We start from the raw sequence: 15,961 nt of genomic DNA, 5'->3' as shown, positions 1-15,961 counted from the left end.
CAAATGATAACTTGCGATACGCAATCGTCGCTATTGTTTTCTCGATTGTTGCATTGTTCTTCTTTCTCTTGTTTTCGTATGTGCATCGCAGTGAGATTAAAAAAATGACTTCATCACCTTATATAATGATATATAAGAGTGCCTACCCAGAAAGATAATACGTGTATGTAGAGTGATTTTTTTCGGTTCTTTATCGCCTTATACCTTATAGAGTTCACGCTCTTAATCGTTATGGATTTCCTGATTGTGAGCGAGTCTCTCTAAACTTTTATAAAAAGATACAGGAAATTATGACTGTTTACACAGAGCGACAGGAAGCATTGGCATGTGTGATTGATGACGACTCTTCAAGGTCTGACTGGACTGATTGGAAGTGGCACATCCGCAATGCAATCAGGACTGTCTCCGGCTTTGAAAAAGTTTTAGGCATTAAATTTAGTGATACTGAGCGTAAAAAACATGAGCTGACCCTGCGAAAGTTTCCACTGGCCATTACTCCTTATTATCTTTCGCTTATTGATGTGGAAGATTACGAGAACGATCCAGTTTTTTTACAATCTTTTCCCAGTCCTGAAGAGTTGAAGATTGAACGTTGTGATATGACCGATCCGTTGCATGAGGATGAAGATAGTCCTGTTCCCGGACTTACTCATCGTTATCCGGACCGGGTACTTTTCCATATCAGTAATCTCTGCTCCATGTATTGCAGGCATTGCACCCGCAAACGTAAGGTTGGGGATCAAGATTCGATCCCCTCCCGCAGCCAGCTGGAGCAGGGAATTGAATACATCCGCAATACCCCGCAGGTGCGTGATGTGCTTCTTTCCGGCGGTGATCCGTTTATGCTTTCAGATGAGAAGTTGGATTGGATACTGACCAAACTCGGTGAAATCGAGCATGTAGAGGTTGTCCGCATTGGGACCCGTATGCCGGTTGTCTTGCCTTACCGCATCACCGACAATCTGGTGAATATGCTCAAGAAGCATCATCCACTCTGGATCAACACCCATTTCAACCATCCAAGGGAAGTGACTGATTCATCTCGCCGCGCTCTTGCCAAGCTTGCCGATGCCGGAATTCCTCTTGGTAACCAGAGTGTGCTACTGGCAGGGGTTAATGATTGCCCGCGCTTGATCAAGACTTTGAATCAGAAACTGGTCAAGAACAGGGTTCGCCCATACTACCTTTATCAGTGTGACCTGTCTGAGGGTTTGAGTCATTTTCGCACTCCTGTGGGCAAGGGGATTGAAATCCTTGAAAGCCTGCGTGGGCATACCAGTGGTTTTGCTGTGCCGACTTACGTTGTGGATGCTCCGGGTGGAGGCGGTAAGATTCCGGTCATGCCCAATTACATTGTTTCATGGGCTACCAATAAGGTCGTACTGCGAAATTATGAAGGGGTGATCACCACTTACACCGAGCCTGATTCATACGAATGCAACTCCTGTGACCGGAATTGCGCTGAATGTAATCTTCAGCTTAAGGAAGACGGAGCTGAGGAAAAAGCTATCGGTATTGAGAAGCTTATTTCCGACTGGGATGATACTCTCAGCCTGACCCCTGAAGATAACGAAAGGGCGGAGCGTAATTCGCATGTTGCATGATTCCATTCTGACTGTGGGGAACAGCACGATACAGATGGGGCCATACAATGACCGCATTTATTTGATGTCCCTATCAGCAGAAGACGGTCCGGATATTGTTGATGAAATTATCAACATGGCCGTGTCTGAGGATCTTTCGAAAATTTTTGCCAAGGTTCCTAAGTCGCAGTCTCTGGATTTTTTGTCTTGCGGTTTTGAGAAAGAGGCGCAAGTTCCGAATATGTTTGATGATGACGATGGTGTTTTTCTGAGCTTTTATCGCCATCTTTGGCGTAAGGAGCAGAGCGATAGGGAAGAGCTTGATCAGGTCCTTGCCGTTGCCGGCGGCAAAAAGGGGAAGGGTAACCCTTCGAGTCTGCCAAGTCGTTTTCTGATGCGCAGGCTAGGACCGGAAGATGCGCACACGCTTGCGCATCTTTACGGTCAGACATTTCAAACTTATCCGTTCCCCATCACTGACCCTGATTTTATCTGTCAGGAAATGGGTGATGATGTGCGTTTTATAGGCGTATATGATGGGGATATCCTCGTGGGGGCTGCTTCTGCTGAAGTGGCTGCTGACGGAAACAGTGCAGAAATGACTGATTTCGCGGTCAATCCAGAGTATCGCAAAGCCGGAATTGCAGGAGTCCTTTTGTCTTCCCTTGAAGAAGATTGTTTTAAGTCCGGAATCAGGTGCTTTTTTACCATTGCCCGGGCCTGCTCTTATGGAATTAATTCTTTGTTCTCAAAGGGGGGCTATGAGTTTTCGGGTAGACTGCTTAATAATACGAATATCAGCGGGCGCCTTGAGTCAATGAACGTCTGGTATAAGCTTGCTATGGATTAGCTTTCCATCCCTAAAACATAAAGGTAAAAAGGACTTAAGAATTTATTCTTAAGTCCTTTTATTTGGTAGTCACGAGCAGTTTTGAACTGTTGGGCTCATAAATAAATCAAACTCATGAGTGAAACCGTGATGACGGACGCAAGGCAAAGAAGCGGGAAGCCTGTTTTGATGAAGTCTGTGGGACTATAATCACCTGCTTCCATTGTTAGCAGGTTGGTCGGGGATGATATTGGCGAAACAAAAGCGCATCCTATTGCAATCGCGGAAGTCATTGCAAAAGCATGTGGAGGCATCCCTAGCTCCGTGGCAACTTCGATAGCGATGGGCAACATCAGTACGGCGGTGGCCGCACTTGGTAAGAACCAGCCAACCATGGCTGTTGAAAAGAATAGCACTCCCAACATGTTCATCGGTGCCAATTGGCCCAGTAGACTGACCCAATGCACTGCGATGTAATCAGATGCTCCTGATTTTGTCAGGGCCGTCGCCATCGGTAGCATACCGCCAACGAGCACGATTGTAGGCCAACTGATTCTTCGATAAATCGTCGTAAGCTCGACGCATTTAGCAAACACAAGGCAAAGAGCTGTCAGAAGGGCTATCGTTGGAGGTGGCAAGATTTCAAATGCCATTGCCGTCACCATGGCAATAAGTATGAGGAGGGCCAAAGGAGCCTTCCGTCTGGCAGGAAAAACCTCACAACTCTCTTCCGGAAGTGTCAAAAGCAGGAAATGTACACGCTCTTGCTTCAATTGATGGATATCTTCCCAACTTCCACAAACCAACAGGGCATCGCCGTGGCTTAACTTAATTTTTGTCAGCTCAGATGAAAGGACTTTCCCTTTGCGCCGTAGACCAAGTACGGAGACGTTGTGATTATTTCGGAACGATATTTCACTTAATGTTTGTCCTATATACCGAGAGTCTGGTGCAATCAGTATTTCGGCCATCCCCAGTTCCTGAAGCATCTCCACCTGTCCGCGTTTGGAAATAGGAGGTACTTTGTCCAGACATTGCGATAAAGCAAAAGCCTCGAGTTTTTGGGGCTCTCCGAAAACGATAATAATGTCGTCTTGTTTGAATGTGGTCTCAGGGGTGATTTTATTGAAGCTCCGCCCTCTTAGCGTCGGTCTTTCCACTACTACCAACATGATGTCATGCATCCTTCGAAAACGAGTTTGGAGCGGTGTAAGGCCGATTAGCGGGGACTCTTTGCGGATTCGATATCGCCCGCCTTTATTCTGCAACCCGTAGTTCTTTATCAGGTCAGGGATTGTCCGGCTGTCATTGGTGGAACTGACTGCTTTTCGGCTTCCAAGCATCGTTTTTCCAAAGAGCTGTATATAAATAACTGCGACAGCCAAAACGATGATTCCTATGGGGGTAAAGCTGAAAAAATCCAAGTTGGCGTATCCGGCCTGAATTAGAGTCTCATTAGCTATCAGGTTTTGTGATGAGGCCACCAGAGTCATCATTCCGCTTATGAGAGCGGCAAATCCGAGTGGCATCAAAAGCCTTTTCTTATTGAGATGGGCCTTTTTCGCCACAGCCAAGGCTATGGGAATAAATATGCCCATGGTTGCTGTGGAGTTCATGAATGAGCCCACACACCCGGCTGCCAGCATAAGCAACGCAGTTAATATCGCATCGCTTTTGCCACCAATCCGTAAAATCAGAACTCCAACGCGCTGTGCAATTCCCGTATTGGTAAGTGCTTCGCTCACAATGAACATTACAACCAGGACTATCAAAACCGGATTTGAAAAGCCTGACAAAGCTTCCTCAAGTGATAGAATACCAGTGAGTTGCAAAGAGGTAACTACGAAAACACCGATAATATCACCGCGAACTTTATTACTGAGAAAGAAAATTGCTGCACATAAAAAAATGGCAATGGCTAGGAGGGCATCTGTTCCAATTGTATTAAGCATAGCCTGTTAAAACTCCCTGTCACACAAAAAGTCAATCTATTTGGACAAAATGGAGCAGATAAAAAAGGTGCGTAAACTTGATATAGTGGCATGAAACCATGCATTCGCCTGATGCTGCAGCATTTTTCCCAAACAGGGAGACAATGCGCGTTCCGCTTGACCCAATGTAATTTAGCAGTCACACTGGCGACCCATTTAAATATAAGGATATAAGGAGGCTGGTCCGTGAGCCTGCAAGACACCCCGACCCTGAAAAACGCGCTGGCACTGAGCGCCGAGAAGTATGCTGATCGTCCTGCTGTCTGTTTTGTGGGCGAAAAGCCCATGACCTACCGCGAGTTCAAAAGGCTGGTGGATGATGTTTCCCTGCTGCTCCACAGTCGCAACATCACCAAGGGCGACAAAGTTGCCATCTTGAGCGAGAACATGCCCAATTGGGGTGCCGCCTATCTTGCCATCACCAGCATGGGGGCCATCGCCATTCCGATTCTCACCGAATTTCACGAAGGCGCAGTGCATCATATTCTGCGCCATTCAGAAGCAAATGCCATCTTTGTTTCTGAACGGTTGAAGCCAAAAGTGGACGAATACGAATCCGATAACCTCCACACCATCATCACTCTCAATGACTTTTCACTTTCCACTGATGATGGGCTGCGCCAAACTTTCAAGGAAGGCATGGCTCAAGCTCGTAAATCCTTTGAACAGGTTAAAGAGCAGTTCAAGGAACGAATCAGCAAGGAACTTGAAAAGTATACGGACATGGGCAAGGAATACGTTCGTCCATCAACAGAAATCGACGTTGATGACGTTGCCGCGATCTTATACACCTCCGGCACCACGGGAAGCTCCAAAGGCGTCATCCTCACGCATCGCAACATTGTGTTCAACGCCATAGCAAGTGCCAGTATCGTTGACGTTAACACTGAGGACCGTCTTGTTTCGGTCCTGCCGCTGGCACACACCTTCGAATGTACGCTGGGCATGGTCCTGCCGCTCATCCATGGTGCTTCCATTCATTACCTCCCCAAGCCGCCTACGCCCAAAACCTTGCTTCCAGCCATGGCCAAGGTCAAACCGACCATGCTGCTCATAGTGCCGCTGATTATTGAAAAAATATTTAAGAACCGCGTCCAGCCCAAACTCAAAGGGTCCGGCCTCATGCGTAACGTCATGAAGCTCGGTGCCGCTCGTAAAAAGCTTTATGCTGTCGCCGGTAAAAAACTCATGGAAGCCTTTGGCGGACAGCTTCGCTGCATGCCCATCGGCGGTGCGTTTCTGGCCCCAGAAGTCGAGGACTTTCTCATGCATTCCGGTCTGCCATATACTGTTGGCTACGGTATGACCGAGACCAGTCCGCTTTGTTCTGGCGAAGCACCCAGTGCTGCCCGCTTTCGTTCAGCCGGACGTATTCTAAAGGGCATGGAGGTTAAGATCGACAAACCTGATCCCGAGACCGGAGAAGGTGAGCTGCTGGTTAAAGGGCCCAACGTCATGCAGGGCTACTACAAGGCGCCTAAAGTCACGGAAGAAGTGCTCATGGAAGGCGGCTTTTTGCGCACAGGCGATCTTGGTTACATTGATGAAGATGGATATATTTTTCTGCGCGGTCGCCTGAAGAATGTAATCATCGGCCCCAGTGGCGAAAATATTTATCCCGAAGAAGTCGAGTCTATTATCGGCGAATGCGACTATGTATTGGAATCAATCGTCTATCGTGCTGAGGGCAAGCTCGTTGCCCGCGTTCATCTTGACTACGTTAAATTCGATGAGGAACGCGGTACCGGCAAAATGATTGAATCAAAGGCCCGCGAAGCCGTGCAGAAGCATCTCGATTCCATCAAGAAGACCGTCAACGGCAAGGTTTCCAGTTTCGCAAAGATCACCAAGGTAATCGAACAGGTCGAACCGTTTGAAAAAACGCCCACTAAAAAGATTAAGCGCTATCTCTACATAGATGTGGAAGAGAACCAAAAGCGGTAAGAAATATTTAAAGGGCTTAAGAATTTATTCTTAAGCCCTTTTTTCTTACAAATGAGGGTTATCAAATATGCAGGGACTACCCTTTCTTCTGGTTCTTCTTTCAGCCGTGGCCCACGGTTATTGGAATTTTCTGTTTAAACAGGCTGAGAACAAAGATGCCTTTTTGTGTTTGAGCAAAATGCTTGAGCCGCTGATATATCTTGTTCCTTTTGTGGTTACCGTGAATGTCTGGGGATTTGAACTGTCTTCGTTATGGTACGTAGTCGTCGGGATGCTGCTAGCTGTGGCCAATTACATGTGTCTATCTGGTAGTTATAAGTTGCTTGATTTGACCATTGCCTATCCGGTTTCGCGATCCAGTACGGTTTTTCTCCCCTTTCTGGCCTTCATCTTTCTCGGCGAACATATCGATGTCGTGGGGTGGGTTTCGGTAATCTTGGTTTCACTCGGGGTGGTGGTCATCCCTCTCAACGAGTTTAAATTGCCCGACTTATCGGACAGAACTTGGGTGTCGCAAAAGGGGATGGGCTTGGGCATGTTCTTTGCCGTATTGGCGGCTTTTACCGTGGCTCTGTACACTCTGTGGGGCAAACTCGCGATTCAACATATGCATCCTTTCATCTACATGTACTGCTACACTTTGGCCGCGAATGTCTATTTCTTGCCCCTGTTGAGGCGGCTGGATCGGAGTATCATCCGCCGGGAGTGGGAAATGAATAAGTGGCGCATCATTGGAGTGTCAGTGTTGAATACCATGTCCTTCGTGCTTATTCTCTTCGCTCTGGCTTTGGGCAAGGTTACTTATGTTGGAGCCTTGCGCCAATCCAGCCTCGTGGTCGGGGTAGGGCTTGGATGGTTGGTGTTGCGTGAGGTTGTAACTGTTCCACGGATTGTCGGGGTGGGGTTGGTTATCGCCGGGGGGTGTCTAACCTATCTTGCTAAATAGGCTTTACCCCAAAACGAAAAAAGGACTTAAGAATTTCTTCTTAAGTCCTTGAATCTTCTGGTAGGCACGAGCAGCTTTGAACTGCTGACCTCTTGCGTGTCAAGCAAGCGCTCTCCCCCTGAGCTACGCGCCTATTTTTGGGTGCCGACTCGCTGTCGACGAAGAAGGTTCTACGTAAGAGGGCCTCTGCTGTCAAGCAGGTTTTTTAATTTTTTGCATGATTCTATTTCTTTTTCTAAATAATTAAATGTTTGAGGGTGTTGGATGTGCTGTCGGGGGTGCAGTTTTGGTGGATATCTCAATTAAAAATTATGATTATCAGGAAGATATTTGCCTATTTAGGCTTTTCTAAGGGATAGCTCTCTGATACTAGTTTTTTCTATGAGTGGGCAGAGTGAAGAAAAAATTTATAAGATCGGGCAGGCGGCCAAGCTTGTGGGCCTTAAATCGTATGTATTGCGGTTTTGGGAGGGTGAGTTTGAGCAGCTGGAACCGATTCGAACGGAATCCGGTCAGCGTTTATATAATGAAGAACATATTGCGTTGATCAGCCGGATCAAGACTTTGTTGCATGATGAGGGCTTAACTATTGAAGGGGCTCGCAAGAGACTTGATTCCCCGGATGATGCGTCTGGCGAGGTTATACAGGACACTGCTTCCCTTGCTTCAGATGCCGTATCCCAGATGCCCTTGTTCAGCCACGAAGAGTCGCAGGAAGCGCAGGATAAGGAAATTTTGCGTGAAATAAGAGACGAGTTGCTGGAAATTAAGGATTTACTGAATTAGTCATCTTTCTGGATTTACTGAAAAAGGGGAAGAATCGAAGTTATCGATTCTTCCCCTTTTATGTTTTCTATTGCATGGGAAATTTACGGGTATCCCTTGAATGCAGGTATAGGCAGAAGGCCACAAATGCGGCCAAAAATCCGGGTAGCATTGGTTCCCAAGGGGTTCTATGAAAAACCGGAATAACCATCGATGCCCCATAGAGGGTGGCGAAGCAGGATATAAAAGCAAGATAGAAAGATCGCGAGAGTGCCCCGGCCGCTGCAATGGCGATTCCGGTCCAGAATATTTTTTCCGGCACAATGTGCGGGTTTAGCGTGTAGACCTTCCATGAGATAAGCATGGTGCCGCCGGCAATGAGAGCTTCAAGAATCGGTGAATATCTGTTTTGATTCATAAGGTGCATGATTGAGCGGGGCAGCAGGAAGCAGGAATATATACACAGGCCCAGCGATAGTGGGAATATGTAGAAAAGCGCCTCGGTCATGTAGGCCGGATCGGGATCGGGGTTGAGCATATTAGGCAGAAAACCTTGATAGTGGGCGTAAAACAGGAAAGCCCCGATGAGAACGGCAATACTTGGCCAGAGAATGGTTCCGGGAACCTTTCTGTGTGGTTTTAATCCGAATTTCTTAGCAATGATGAGCGGTATTATTGCTCCGAACACAGCCATGTGTCCAAGGCAGAAGTAGAGCAGGGGCGTATCGCTCATCTTGCGGGCGAATCTATGCCCGATCATTCTGGGCCAGTCGGAATCAATCAGGTGGTCCAGAAGGCCCGGTAGTTTAACCATTGTCACTAAGTATAATGCATAGGCGACGATGCTCGCCAGAAGTAGAGACCTCTTATTTTCCATGAGCATTGTTTGCCTCATTCTAAGGCTCTTGGCAAATCCTTCTTGGAATTTCTTTCGCGGAAATAAGCCGGGTAAACAGCTTTTTATATTAAATAGTTTGATTTTATCTCTTGAGAAGATATAATTTGCTATGCATTTAATGAGAAAAGAGTTGTTTTTTATAAACACTGTCCATAGCCGACGCTAAACGGAGAGTTTGATAATGAGTAAAGCAGTTAAAATTATTATTGCAGCAGTGGCGGGACTGGTCCTGATCGTGGGCGTGGCGATGGTTCTAGCCGTAATCCTGATTAATCCCAATGATTACAAAGGTGAAATCTCAGACGCCGTTCGGGATAAGACCGGACGTGAACTTGTTTTTGACGGTGATCTGGAGCTTTCGGTTTTCCCGTGGATCGGGGTCAAGACCGGAGGGGTTTCACTTTCCAATGCTGCCGGATTTTCGGAAAAAAATATGTTCAGCCTTAAATCAGCTGATGTGAGCATCAAGCTCCTGCCACTGATTTCCGGCAACGTAGAACTTAGGAATGTCGATGTTACTGATTTGCAGCTGTTCCTGATGCGCAACAAGGACGGGGTCACCAACTGGGCTGATCTGACCGGTGAGAAGCAGAGTAAGCCTACGGAGGAGAAGCCGTCTTCTTCCGGCAAGACTGAACTGAATCTTTCTGTGGGCGGGGTGAATATCCAGAATGCCCGTGTAGTCTGGGATGACCGTAAAGAAAATGTGCGTCAGGCAGTGGATGACTGCGATATCGTTGTTGAAGGATTTGCTCCGGGAAGTCCTTTCAACTTCAATGTCCATGTGCTTCTCAGCTCCACTAAGCCCGAAGTCGAAGCGGATATTACAACCAGCGGTGAGGCTTCCATTTCCGCCGACTTTAAGCAGCTCAGCGTAAAAGGGTTGAACGTTGTGGTGGATGCCAGTGGCAAGGCTGTTCCCGGCGGTAAGGGGCAGGTTAAGCTTTCCGGTGATGCAGCCATTGATATGCTTAAGGGTGCTGCCGGTGTGAAAGAATTAGTACTGGAAGCATACGGCATGAAGGCCGAAGGTTCAGTTGATGCCTCAGGGCTGAATTCTAAAGCCATTAGTTTTTCCGGCGATATGAATATTCCCGGTTTCAACTTGAAGGATACGCTGAATAAAATGGGCATGGGTTTGCAAACCGCAGACAGCAAGGCCCTGACTTCAGTGGGAATGAACTTTAATTACGCAGGTTCAGATAAATCTGTTGAAATAAAAGACCTGCAGGTCAATCTTGATGAGACCACAATCAAGGGATTGTTTTCATTTGCCAATCCGAAGCGTCCCAATATAGTGGCTCAACTCGGTATTGATAAGATTAATGTGGATAATTACCTGCCTCCAGCCTCTGAAAAGAAGCCCGAGAAAAAAGAAGAAAAGCCTGCCGGGAAGAAAACAGCCAAGTCCGAGGACCTTATTCCCGTGGACATGCTGCGCAAGCTGACCCTTAAGGCGGACCTGAACATAAAACAGCTTATAGCCAAGAAGGCTCAGGTAAACGATATCGTGGTTCGTGCCCGTGCCAAGGACGGAGTGCTGACTGTGAAGCCCGCTTCGTTCAATGTAGCCAAGGGTGCCTTTACTTCCTCTGCAGTGGTTGATGTGCGCGGCAAGACACCGCTTATGTCCGTAACGGCTGGAATGACCGGACTGGATGGTTCTGACTTGTCTCGGCAGATGACCGGCGAGGATAAGTTCTCCGGTATGATGAGCTTCAATACCGGACTGAAAACACGCGGTAATGAGATGAAAACCGTATATGCCAATCTTAACGGTAATCTTGGGTTTAAGGTCTTGGACGGTTATGTTTCCGGTTTTGACCTTCTCTACCTTGCTGGTGATGCTTTCGCCGTCCTGACCGGGGGAGCTTTCGGTAAGCGGGACAGTAAGCGTACTGAGTTTGGTGAGGTTTCTGCCACTGCGAACATCAAAAACGGTGTTGCCGATAACCGTGATCTGTTGCTTAAGTCGCCGTTACTGCGTGCTGCAGGGGCCGGAAAAGTTGACCTGAATACTATGAAGATAGATTACGGTCTGGATGCAAAGGTTGTAGGTACTCTTGAAGGACAGGGCGGAAAGGGTATGAAGGATCTCGTAGGCCTGACTGTACCTATGACCATCACAGGAGATGTTGCCGATCCTTCCGTTATGGTCGACCTTCCTCGCTTTGCAGCCATTCTGGCCAAGTCCGGATTTAAGGTTGTGGGTAGCGTAATCGAAGGTGTGGGGGATGTAATTGAGGGCATCGGTGAGACTTTCAGCGGTAAGAAAAAGACCGGTTCCGGAGAAGACACTAAAAAGAATCCTGTTCAGGAAATTGGTGGAGCAATTAAGAAGTTATTCTAATTCCTTAATGTCATATAGATAGTTAAACCTATTACGGGTCGGCTTTTAACAGGTCGACCCGTTTGTTTTTTGTAAACTGACAAGGTCTGGCAGAGAATGTCTTTTCTGGGGTGTAATCTATATCTAATTAAGTATAATTGTACGGAGTTAGATAAATGAGGGAGAACGTACTCTATGATGTATTGGTTCGCGAAATGAACCATGTAAAATCAGGAATGAAATGCCCGGAAAAGGCCGCTTTAAGTGTAATGAACGAATTTGCTCATGAAAGCGTCTATGTTTCAACTCGATTTTTGAAGCATGCCGGGCTGGCTGCGAAGGTGGCTCAACTTAAGGATTATGGTGTGGAAACGGCTGATATTGCCGAGCGGCTGGGAATCAGCAAGCGGCATGTGCGCAGGCTCTATGCTTCGATGAAGAATTGATGGGAGGAGAAAGAGAAGGGGCAGGTGGTTAATAACCACCTGCCCCTTTATGATTTATTTGGTCCAGTCGAGGATTACTTTCCCGGACTGTCCGCTGCGCATCACGTCAAAACCTTTCTGGAAATCATCGATTTTGAAGTGGTGGGTAATTGCGGGAGTTACATCAAGGCTGGACTGGAGCATGGAAGCCATTTTGTACCATGTCTCGAACATTTCGCGCCCATAGATGCCTTTGAGTTTCAGACCCTTGAACACAACCTGGTTCCAGTCAATGGCAGTGTTGTCCGGAAGAATTCCCAGCAGGGCGATGTTGCCGCCGTGGTTCATTTTATCCAGCATTTCGCCGAATGCTGCGGGGCTACCTGACATTTCAAGACCTACGTCAAAGCCTTCGGTCATGCCCAGTTCGTTCATGACGTCCTCAAGTTTTTCCTTGGTAACGTTGACGGTGCGGGTTGCGCCCATTTTACCGGCCAGATCAAGGCGGTAGTCGTTGATGTCGGTGATGACGATGTGTCTTGCACCGGCATGGCGGGCAACGGCTACGGCCATCATACCGATGGGGCCTGCTCCGGTGATGAGCACGTCTTCACCAACGAGATCAAAGGAAAGGGCAGTGTGGACCGCGTTTCCAAGGGGGTCGAAGATGGAAGCTTCATCATCGCTGATGTTTTCATTCAGCTTGAAAACGTTGACAGCGGGAACGCATACGTATTCGGCAAAGCAACCGGGGCGGTTAACGCCTACACCGATGGTGTTGCGGCAGAGGTGGCGTTTGCCTGCGCGACAGTTACGGCAGTGCCCGCAGGTAACGTGTCCTTCAGCGGAAACGCGGTCACCGAGGGCCAGTCCCTGAACTTCGCCGCCCATCTTTTCAATGGTACCGACAAATTCGTGGCCTACGACCATGGGCACGGGGATGGTCTGCTGTGCCCAGCTGTCCCAGTTGTATATGTGTATATCTGTTCCGCAGATGGCGGTTTTCTTTACTTTGATAAGAACATCGTTGTGGCCGCATTCCGGTACCGGAACTTCTTCCATCCAGATGCCTTCTTCGGCCTTGCTCTTAACGAGGGCTTTCATGGTGCTCATTATATTTTGCCTTATACCTTATTTGATGATCTCGAGTTCACGGCCGACTTTGATAAATGCATCAACCGCTCTGTTAACCTGTTCAGGTGTGTGAGCGGCGGACATCTGAGTCCTGATGCGGGCCTGACCGCGGGGGACTACCGGGAAGCTGAAGCCGATTACATAAATGCCTTCCTTGAGCAAGCCTGCGGCCATTTTCTGGGCCAGTACAGCATCGCCGAGCATTACCGGAATAATCGGGTGGTTGCCGGGAACGAGGTCAAATCCGGCTTCTTCCATGCGGGTGCGGAATATTTTGCTGTTTTCGTTAAGTCTTTCACGCAGTTCCGGTTTCTCTGCAATCATGTCCAGAACAGCGATGGAAGTGGAGGCAATGACCGGAGCAAGGGTGTTGGAAAAGAGATAGGGGCGGGATCTCTGGCGCAGCCATTCAATGATTTCCTTACGGCCGGAAGTGTAGCCGCCGGATGCTCCGCCGAGAGCCTTACCGAGGGTTCCGGTGATGATGTCTACGCGATCCAGCACACCACAGTATTCAGGGGTACCGCGACCGTTTTCACCGATGAAGCCGACTGCGTGGGAATCATCAACCATGACCAGTGCGCCGTACTTGTCGGCCAGATCACAGATAGATTTGAGGTCGGCAATGATGCCGTCCATGGAGAAGACGCCGTCGGTAACGATCAGTTTGTAGCGGCAGCCTTCAGCAGCCTTGAGCTGTTCCTCAAGGTCGGCCATGTCATTGTTCTTGTAACGAAAACGCTGGGCTTTGCAGAGGCGTACGCCGTCAATGATGGATGCATGGTTCAGGGCATCGCTGATAACCGCATCTTCGTTGGTGAGAATGGTCTCGAACAGACCGCCGTTTGCGTCAAAGCAGGAGCTGTAAAGAATTGTATCTTCGGTTTTGAGAAATTCGCTGATTTTTTGCTCCAGCGCTTTGTGGACATCCTGCGTTCCGCAAATGAAACGTACTGAAGAGAGTCCGAATCCGTATTTATCCAGAGCCTTTTTACCCGTTTCAATTAGATCGGGGTTATTAGCCAGTCCCAGATAGTTGTTGGCGCAGAAATTGAGTACTTCCTGCCCGCCCTTCACCGAAATAAGGGCTTGTTGCTGGGATGTTATGATTCTTTCATCTTTGTAAAGGCCGTTTGCTTTCAGCTCTTCGGTCTGGGCTGAAAGTGCCTGAAGTAAATTATTTTTCATATACGTTTCTCCCGTCCAGTAATAGTGTTGCTACGCGTTATTTAAAAAACAACATATTAAATTGTGTCAAGCAAAATTTTCAGAATAAATATTGTGCGAAAGCTAAAAATAAGTCTGTTTTGATGAAATCGCATTAATGAAATCAGATATTGACGGAATTGTTATTTTCCCCCTATGTATGTTTCATTAAATGATAAAAAGTGAATTTATTTTAAGTAAAGGAGATTTCGCGTGAAAGAGCGTCCTTTGGTACTTGATGATGTAGACCGTAAGATTATTGAAGAATTGCAGCGTAATGGGCGCGAGTCGTACAAAAATATCGCCCGTAAGCTTGGAGTTTCCGACGGAACAGTGCGCTTGCGTACAGAACGGATGATCAAAAATGACTATTTGAGAATTACTGCTTCCGTAAACCCTCTTTATTTCGAAAACAGCCTTATTGCCATGGTTGGTATTAACCTTGAAGAAAGGGCTAATCCCGAAATCATGGAAAAGATGTCCAATGTCCCCGGAGTTCAGTCTGTAATGAACGTTTCCGGAAGATTCGACCTCCTTGTTGAAGTTTTTGTTTCCTCACGAAATGCTTTTCGCCAGTTTCTGGTTGATGACCTTTCCAGTGTCGGCGGCGTAAAGTCTACTGAAACTTTCATGTTTCTTGAAGCCGTCAACAAATGGGCGGAACATAAGGAGTAGCACAGGCTGCTCCTTTTTTATGGTTTAAGAAATCTTATATTGCCGTTTTTGTAAGGATCAATTTTCAATTGCCCGTCCGGGCAGACTCCACGAAATGCAGGATCACTGCAGTCTATCCTTTGTGATGGTCTGTAGACCCGTTGCCGGATTAGCTGAATCTTACGCTTGCGGCGGAGCATGTCCTCGACGTTCTTAACGTGTTCGTCCCAACGTTTGTATGCTCTGTATGTCTTGCTGAGACTTTCGTAATCAACTGATTCATGCCGACGTCTGATTCCGAGCATGTTTAGCATTCTCTGGGCAAAAGTTTCTTTAGGTTTAATTTTGATTTTTACATTGGCTTTCTTGAGCTTTTCTCCGGGGGAGTCTGTTTCTTCGCCTTCTTTTTGCTTTTCCTTGATTTTGATAGCGGTAATGGTTTGCTGCAGGTCTTTTATCCTGCGGGATTTCAATTGCTCTGCTGTTTTGTCGTTTCTTGAAAGCTGCTGGTAGTCGAGCGATAGGAATACATCTCGACCAGTTTGCAGTACCACCAGATCATAGATGGATGTCATGTTCATTTCCGCATAGGGTTGATGGTAGAACAATTCATCTTCAACTTCTTTGATATCGCGTTGGGTGTAGTCAAGATTTCCGCTGCGGTATGCTTCAAGTACTGCCTTTAGCGCCGGTGACGGCTGAACATCTTCTGCTTTTACTGCTTTTCCGCCAGATTTTATGATGGCAAGATCTTCCTTGCTTACCGAGTAGTCAGTTTTTGCGTCGGTTTTATTGGCATAGGTTGGCAGTGTTCCGTTTTTAACCCTTGCGATGATTTCCTGTAGTTCTTTTGATGGTTTTATTTCGTCGGCCTTTTGCGGAGAAACCTCCTCTTTGCTTGGGATAGGTGTCAGTCTCGGCTGCAGAAGGTCTGCATCCATGGTTTCATTTCTCTCATCAATATTGAATTTCAGGTTGAAGCTCCCGTTTTCATTCGGGGAAGTGTTTTCCCTGTGGTGTTCAGAAGATGTTGACGCTTCCACAGCAGATATCAGCAAAAACAGTATTGCAAAGACCAATGTCGATGCCATGATTGCTTTTTGGCAAAGTGTTGTGGTTTTAGGTGCGGGGTGCCGTATGGCCATGCTTCATCCTTGGGATATGTTGCTGATCAGGCTGAACCTTAGTTTTAATTAACTGTTTTATTACAAAAGAATCTTTTATCCTTTAGCGATTTATGTCAATATACTCTAAAGA

Annotated in this window: 13 protein-coding genes and 1 tRNA gene; 8 read left to right on the top strand and 6 right to left on the bottom strand. The window is 47.3% G+C overall.

The features are described 5' to 3' along the window. The first annotated feature begins 290 nt into the window (after positions 1-290). Positions 291-1,604, top strand: coding sequence for a lysine 2,3-aminomutase (gene ablA / locus ACO05Z_RS14835; RefSeq protein WP_421902961.1), 1,314 nt, complete (start codon positions 291-293; stop codon positions 1,602-1,604). Then, complete coding sequence (gene ablB / locus ACO05Z_RS14830; protein ID WP_421902960.1) at positions 1,594-2,433, top strand: putative beta-lysine N-acetyltransferase; 840 nt, start codon at positions 1,594-1,596, stop codon at positions 2,431-2,433. Before ablA ends, ablB begins: the two co-directional genes overlap by 11 nt. A gap of 95 nt (positions 2,434-2,528) precedes the next feature. Here the strand turns inward: ablB and ACO05Z_RS14825 are convergent, their stop codons facing one another. Then, entirely contained in the window at positions 2,529-4,364 is a 1,836-nt protein-coding gene (locus ACO05Z_RS14825; RefSeq protein WP_421902959.1) for an SLC13 family permease, read from the bottom strand. A 225-nt stretch (positions 4,365-4,589) separates the two neighbouring features. Between ACO05Z_RS14825 and ACO05Z_RS14820 the strand changes: the two genes are divergently transcribed. After that, entirely contained in the window at positions 4,590-6,347 is a 1,758-nt protein-coding gene (locus ACO05Z_RS14820; protein ID WP_421902958.1) for an AMP-binding protein, read from the top strand. A 67-nt stretch (positions 6,348-6,414) separates the two neighbouring features. Next, positions 6,415-7,293, top strand: a complete 879-nt coding sequence (locus ACO05Z_RS14815) for an EamA family transporter (RefSeq protein ID WP_421902957.1) — start codon at positions 6,415-6,417, stop codon at positions 7,291-7,293. A gap of 58 nt (positions 7,294-7,351) precedes the next feature. On the opposite strand, the gene ACO05Z_RS14810 is transcribed toward ACO05Z_RS14815, so the two are convergent. Then, positions 7,352-7,426, bottom strand: a tRNA-Val gene (locus ACO05Z_RS14810). 248 nt (positions 7,427-7,674) lie between these two features. On the opposite strand from ACO05Z_RS14810, the gene ACO05Z_RS14805 reads away from it, so the two are divergent. Further along, positions 7,675-8,079 carry a MerR family transcriptional regulator gene (locus ACO05Z_RS14805; protein WP_421902956.1) on the top strand — a complete coding sequence of 135 codons (405 nt, stop codon included), beginning with the start codon at positions 7,675-7,677 and terminating at the stop codon, positions 8,077-8,079. A 67-nt stretch (positions 8,080-8,146) separates the two neighbouring features. Here ACO05Z_RS14805 and ACO05Z_RS14800 read toward each other — a convergent pair whose 3' ends face one another. Continuing rightward, positions 8,147-8,941, bottom strand: a complete 795-nt coding sequence (locus tag ACO05Z_RS14800; protein WP_421902954.1) for a hypothetical protein — start codon at positions 8,939-8,941, stop codon at positions 8,147-8,149. Positions 8,942-9,137: 196 nt separating this feature from the next. Here ACO05Z_RS14800 and ACO05Z_RS14795 point away from each other — a divergent pair, with 196 nt between their 5' ends. Continuing rightward, a complete protein-coding gene (locus tag ACO05Z_RS14795) occupies positions 9,138-11,306 on the top strand; it encodes an AsmA family protein (protein WP_421902952.1) in 2,169 nt (722 codons plus the stop codon). Positions 11,307-11,461: 155 nt separating this feature from the next. Next, positions 11,462-11,731 (top strand): hypothetical protein, encoded by a 270-nt coding sequence (locus ACO05Z_RS14790; protein ID WP_421902951.1) that lies wholly within the window; start codon positions 11,462-11,464, stop codon positions 11,729-11,731. Between the two features lie 54 nt (positions 11,732-11,785). Here ACO05Z_RS14790 and tdh read toward each other — a convergent pair whose 3' ends face one another. Both tdh and ACO05Z_RS14780 read right to left on the bottom strand, forming a co-directional pair. Next, positions 11,786-12,814: an L-threonine 3-dehydrogenase gene (gene tdh / locus ACO05Z_RS14785; protein WP_421904190.1), complete on the bottom strand. Its 1,029-nt coding sequence runs from the start codon at positions 12,812-12,814 to the stop codon at positions 11,786-11,788. A gap of 27 nt (positions 12,815-12,841) precedes the next feature. After that, positions 12,842-14,032, bottom strand: a complete 1,191-nt coding sequence (locus ACO05Z_RS14780; protein ID WP_421902950.1) for a glycine C-acetyltransferase — start codon at positions 14,030-14,032, stop codon at positions 12,842-12,844. A gap of 231 nt (positions 14,033-14,263) precedes the next feature. On the opposite strand from ACO05Z_RS14780, the gene ACO05Z_RS14775 reads away from it, so the two are divergent. Then, positions 14,264-14,725 carry an Lrp/AsnC family transcriptional regulator gene (locus ACO05Z_RS14775; RefSeq protein ID WP_421902949.1) on the top strand — a complete coding sequence of 154 codons (462 nt, stop codon included), beginning with the start codon at positions 14,264-14,266 and terminating at the stop codon, positions 14,723-14,725. Positions 14,726-14,742: 17 nt separating this feature from the next. On the opposite strand, the gene ACO05Z_RS14770 is transcribed toward ACO05Z_RS14775, so the two are convergent. After that, complete coding sequence (locus tag ACO05Z_RS14770) at positions 14,743-15,849, bottom strand: hypothetical protein (RefSeq protein WP_421902948.1); 1,107 nt, start codon at positions 15,847-15,849, stop codon at positions 14,743-14,745. Positions 15,850-15,961 lie beyond the last annotated feature (112 nt).

It is taken from the genome of Maridesulfovibrio sp. (genome assembly GCF_965230075.1).
GTDB lineage: Bacteria > Desulfobacterota > Desulfovibrionia > Desulfovibrionales > Desulfovibrionaceae > Maridesulfovibrio.
Note: the sequence above shows the minus strand (reverse complement) of the source record. Positions and strands in the feature narration are given on the sequence as shown.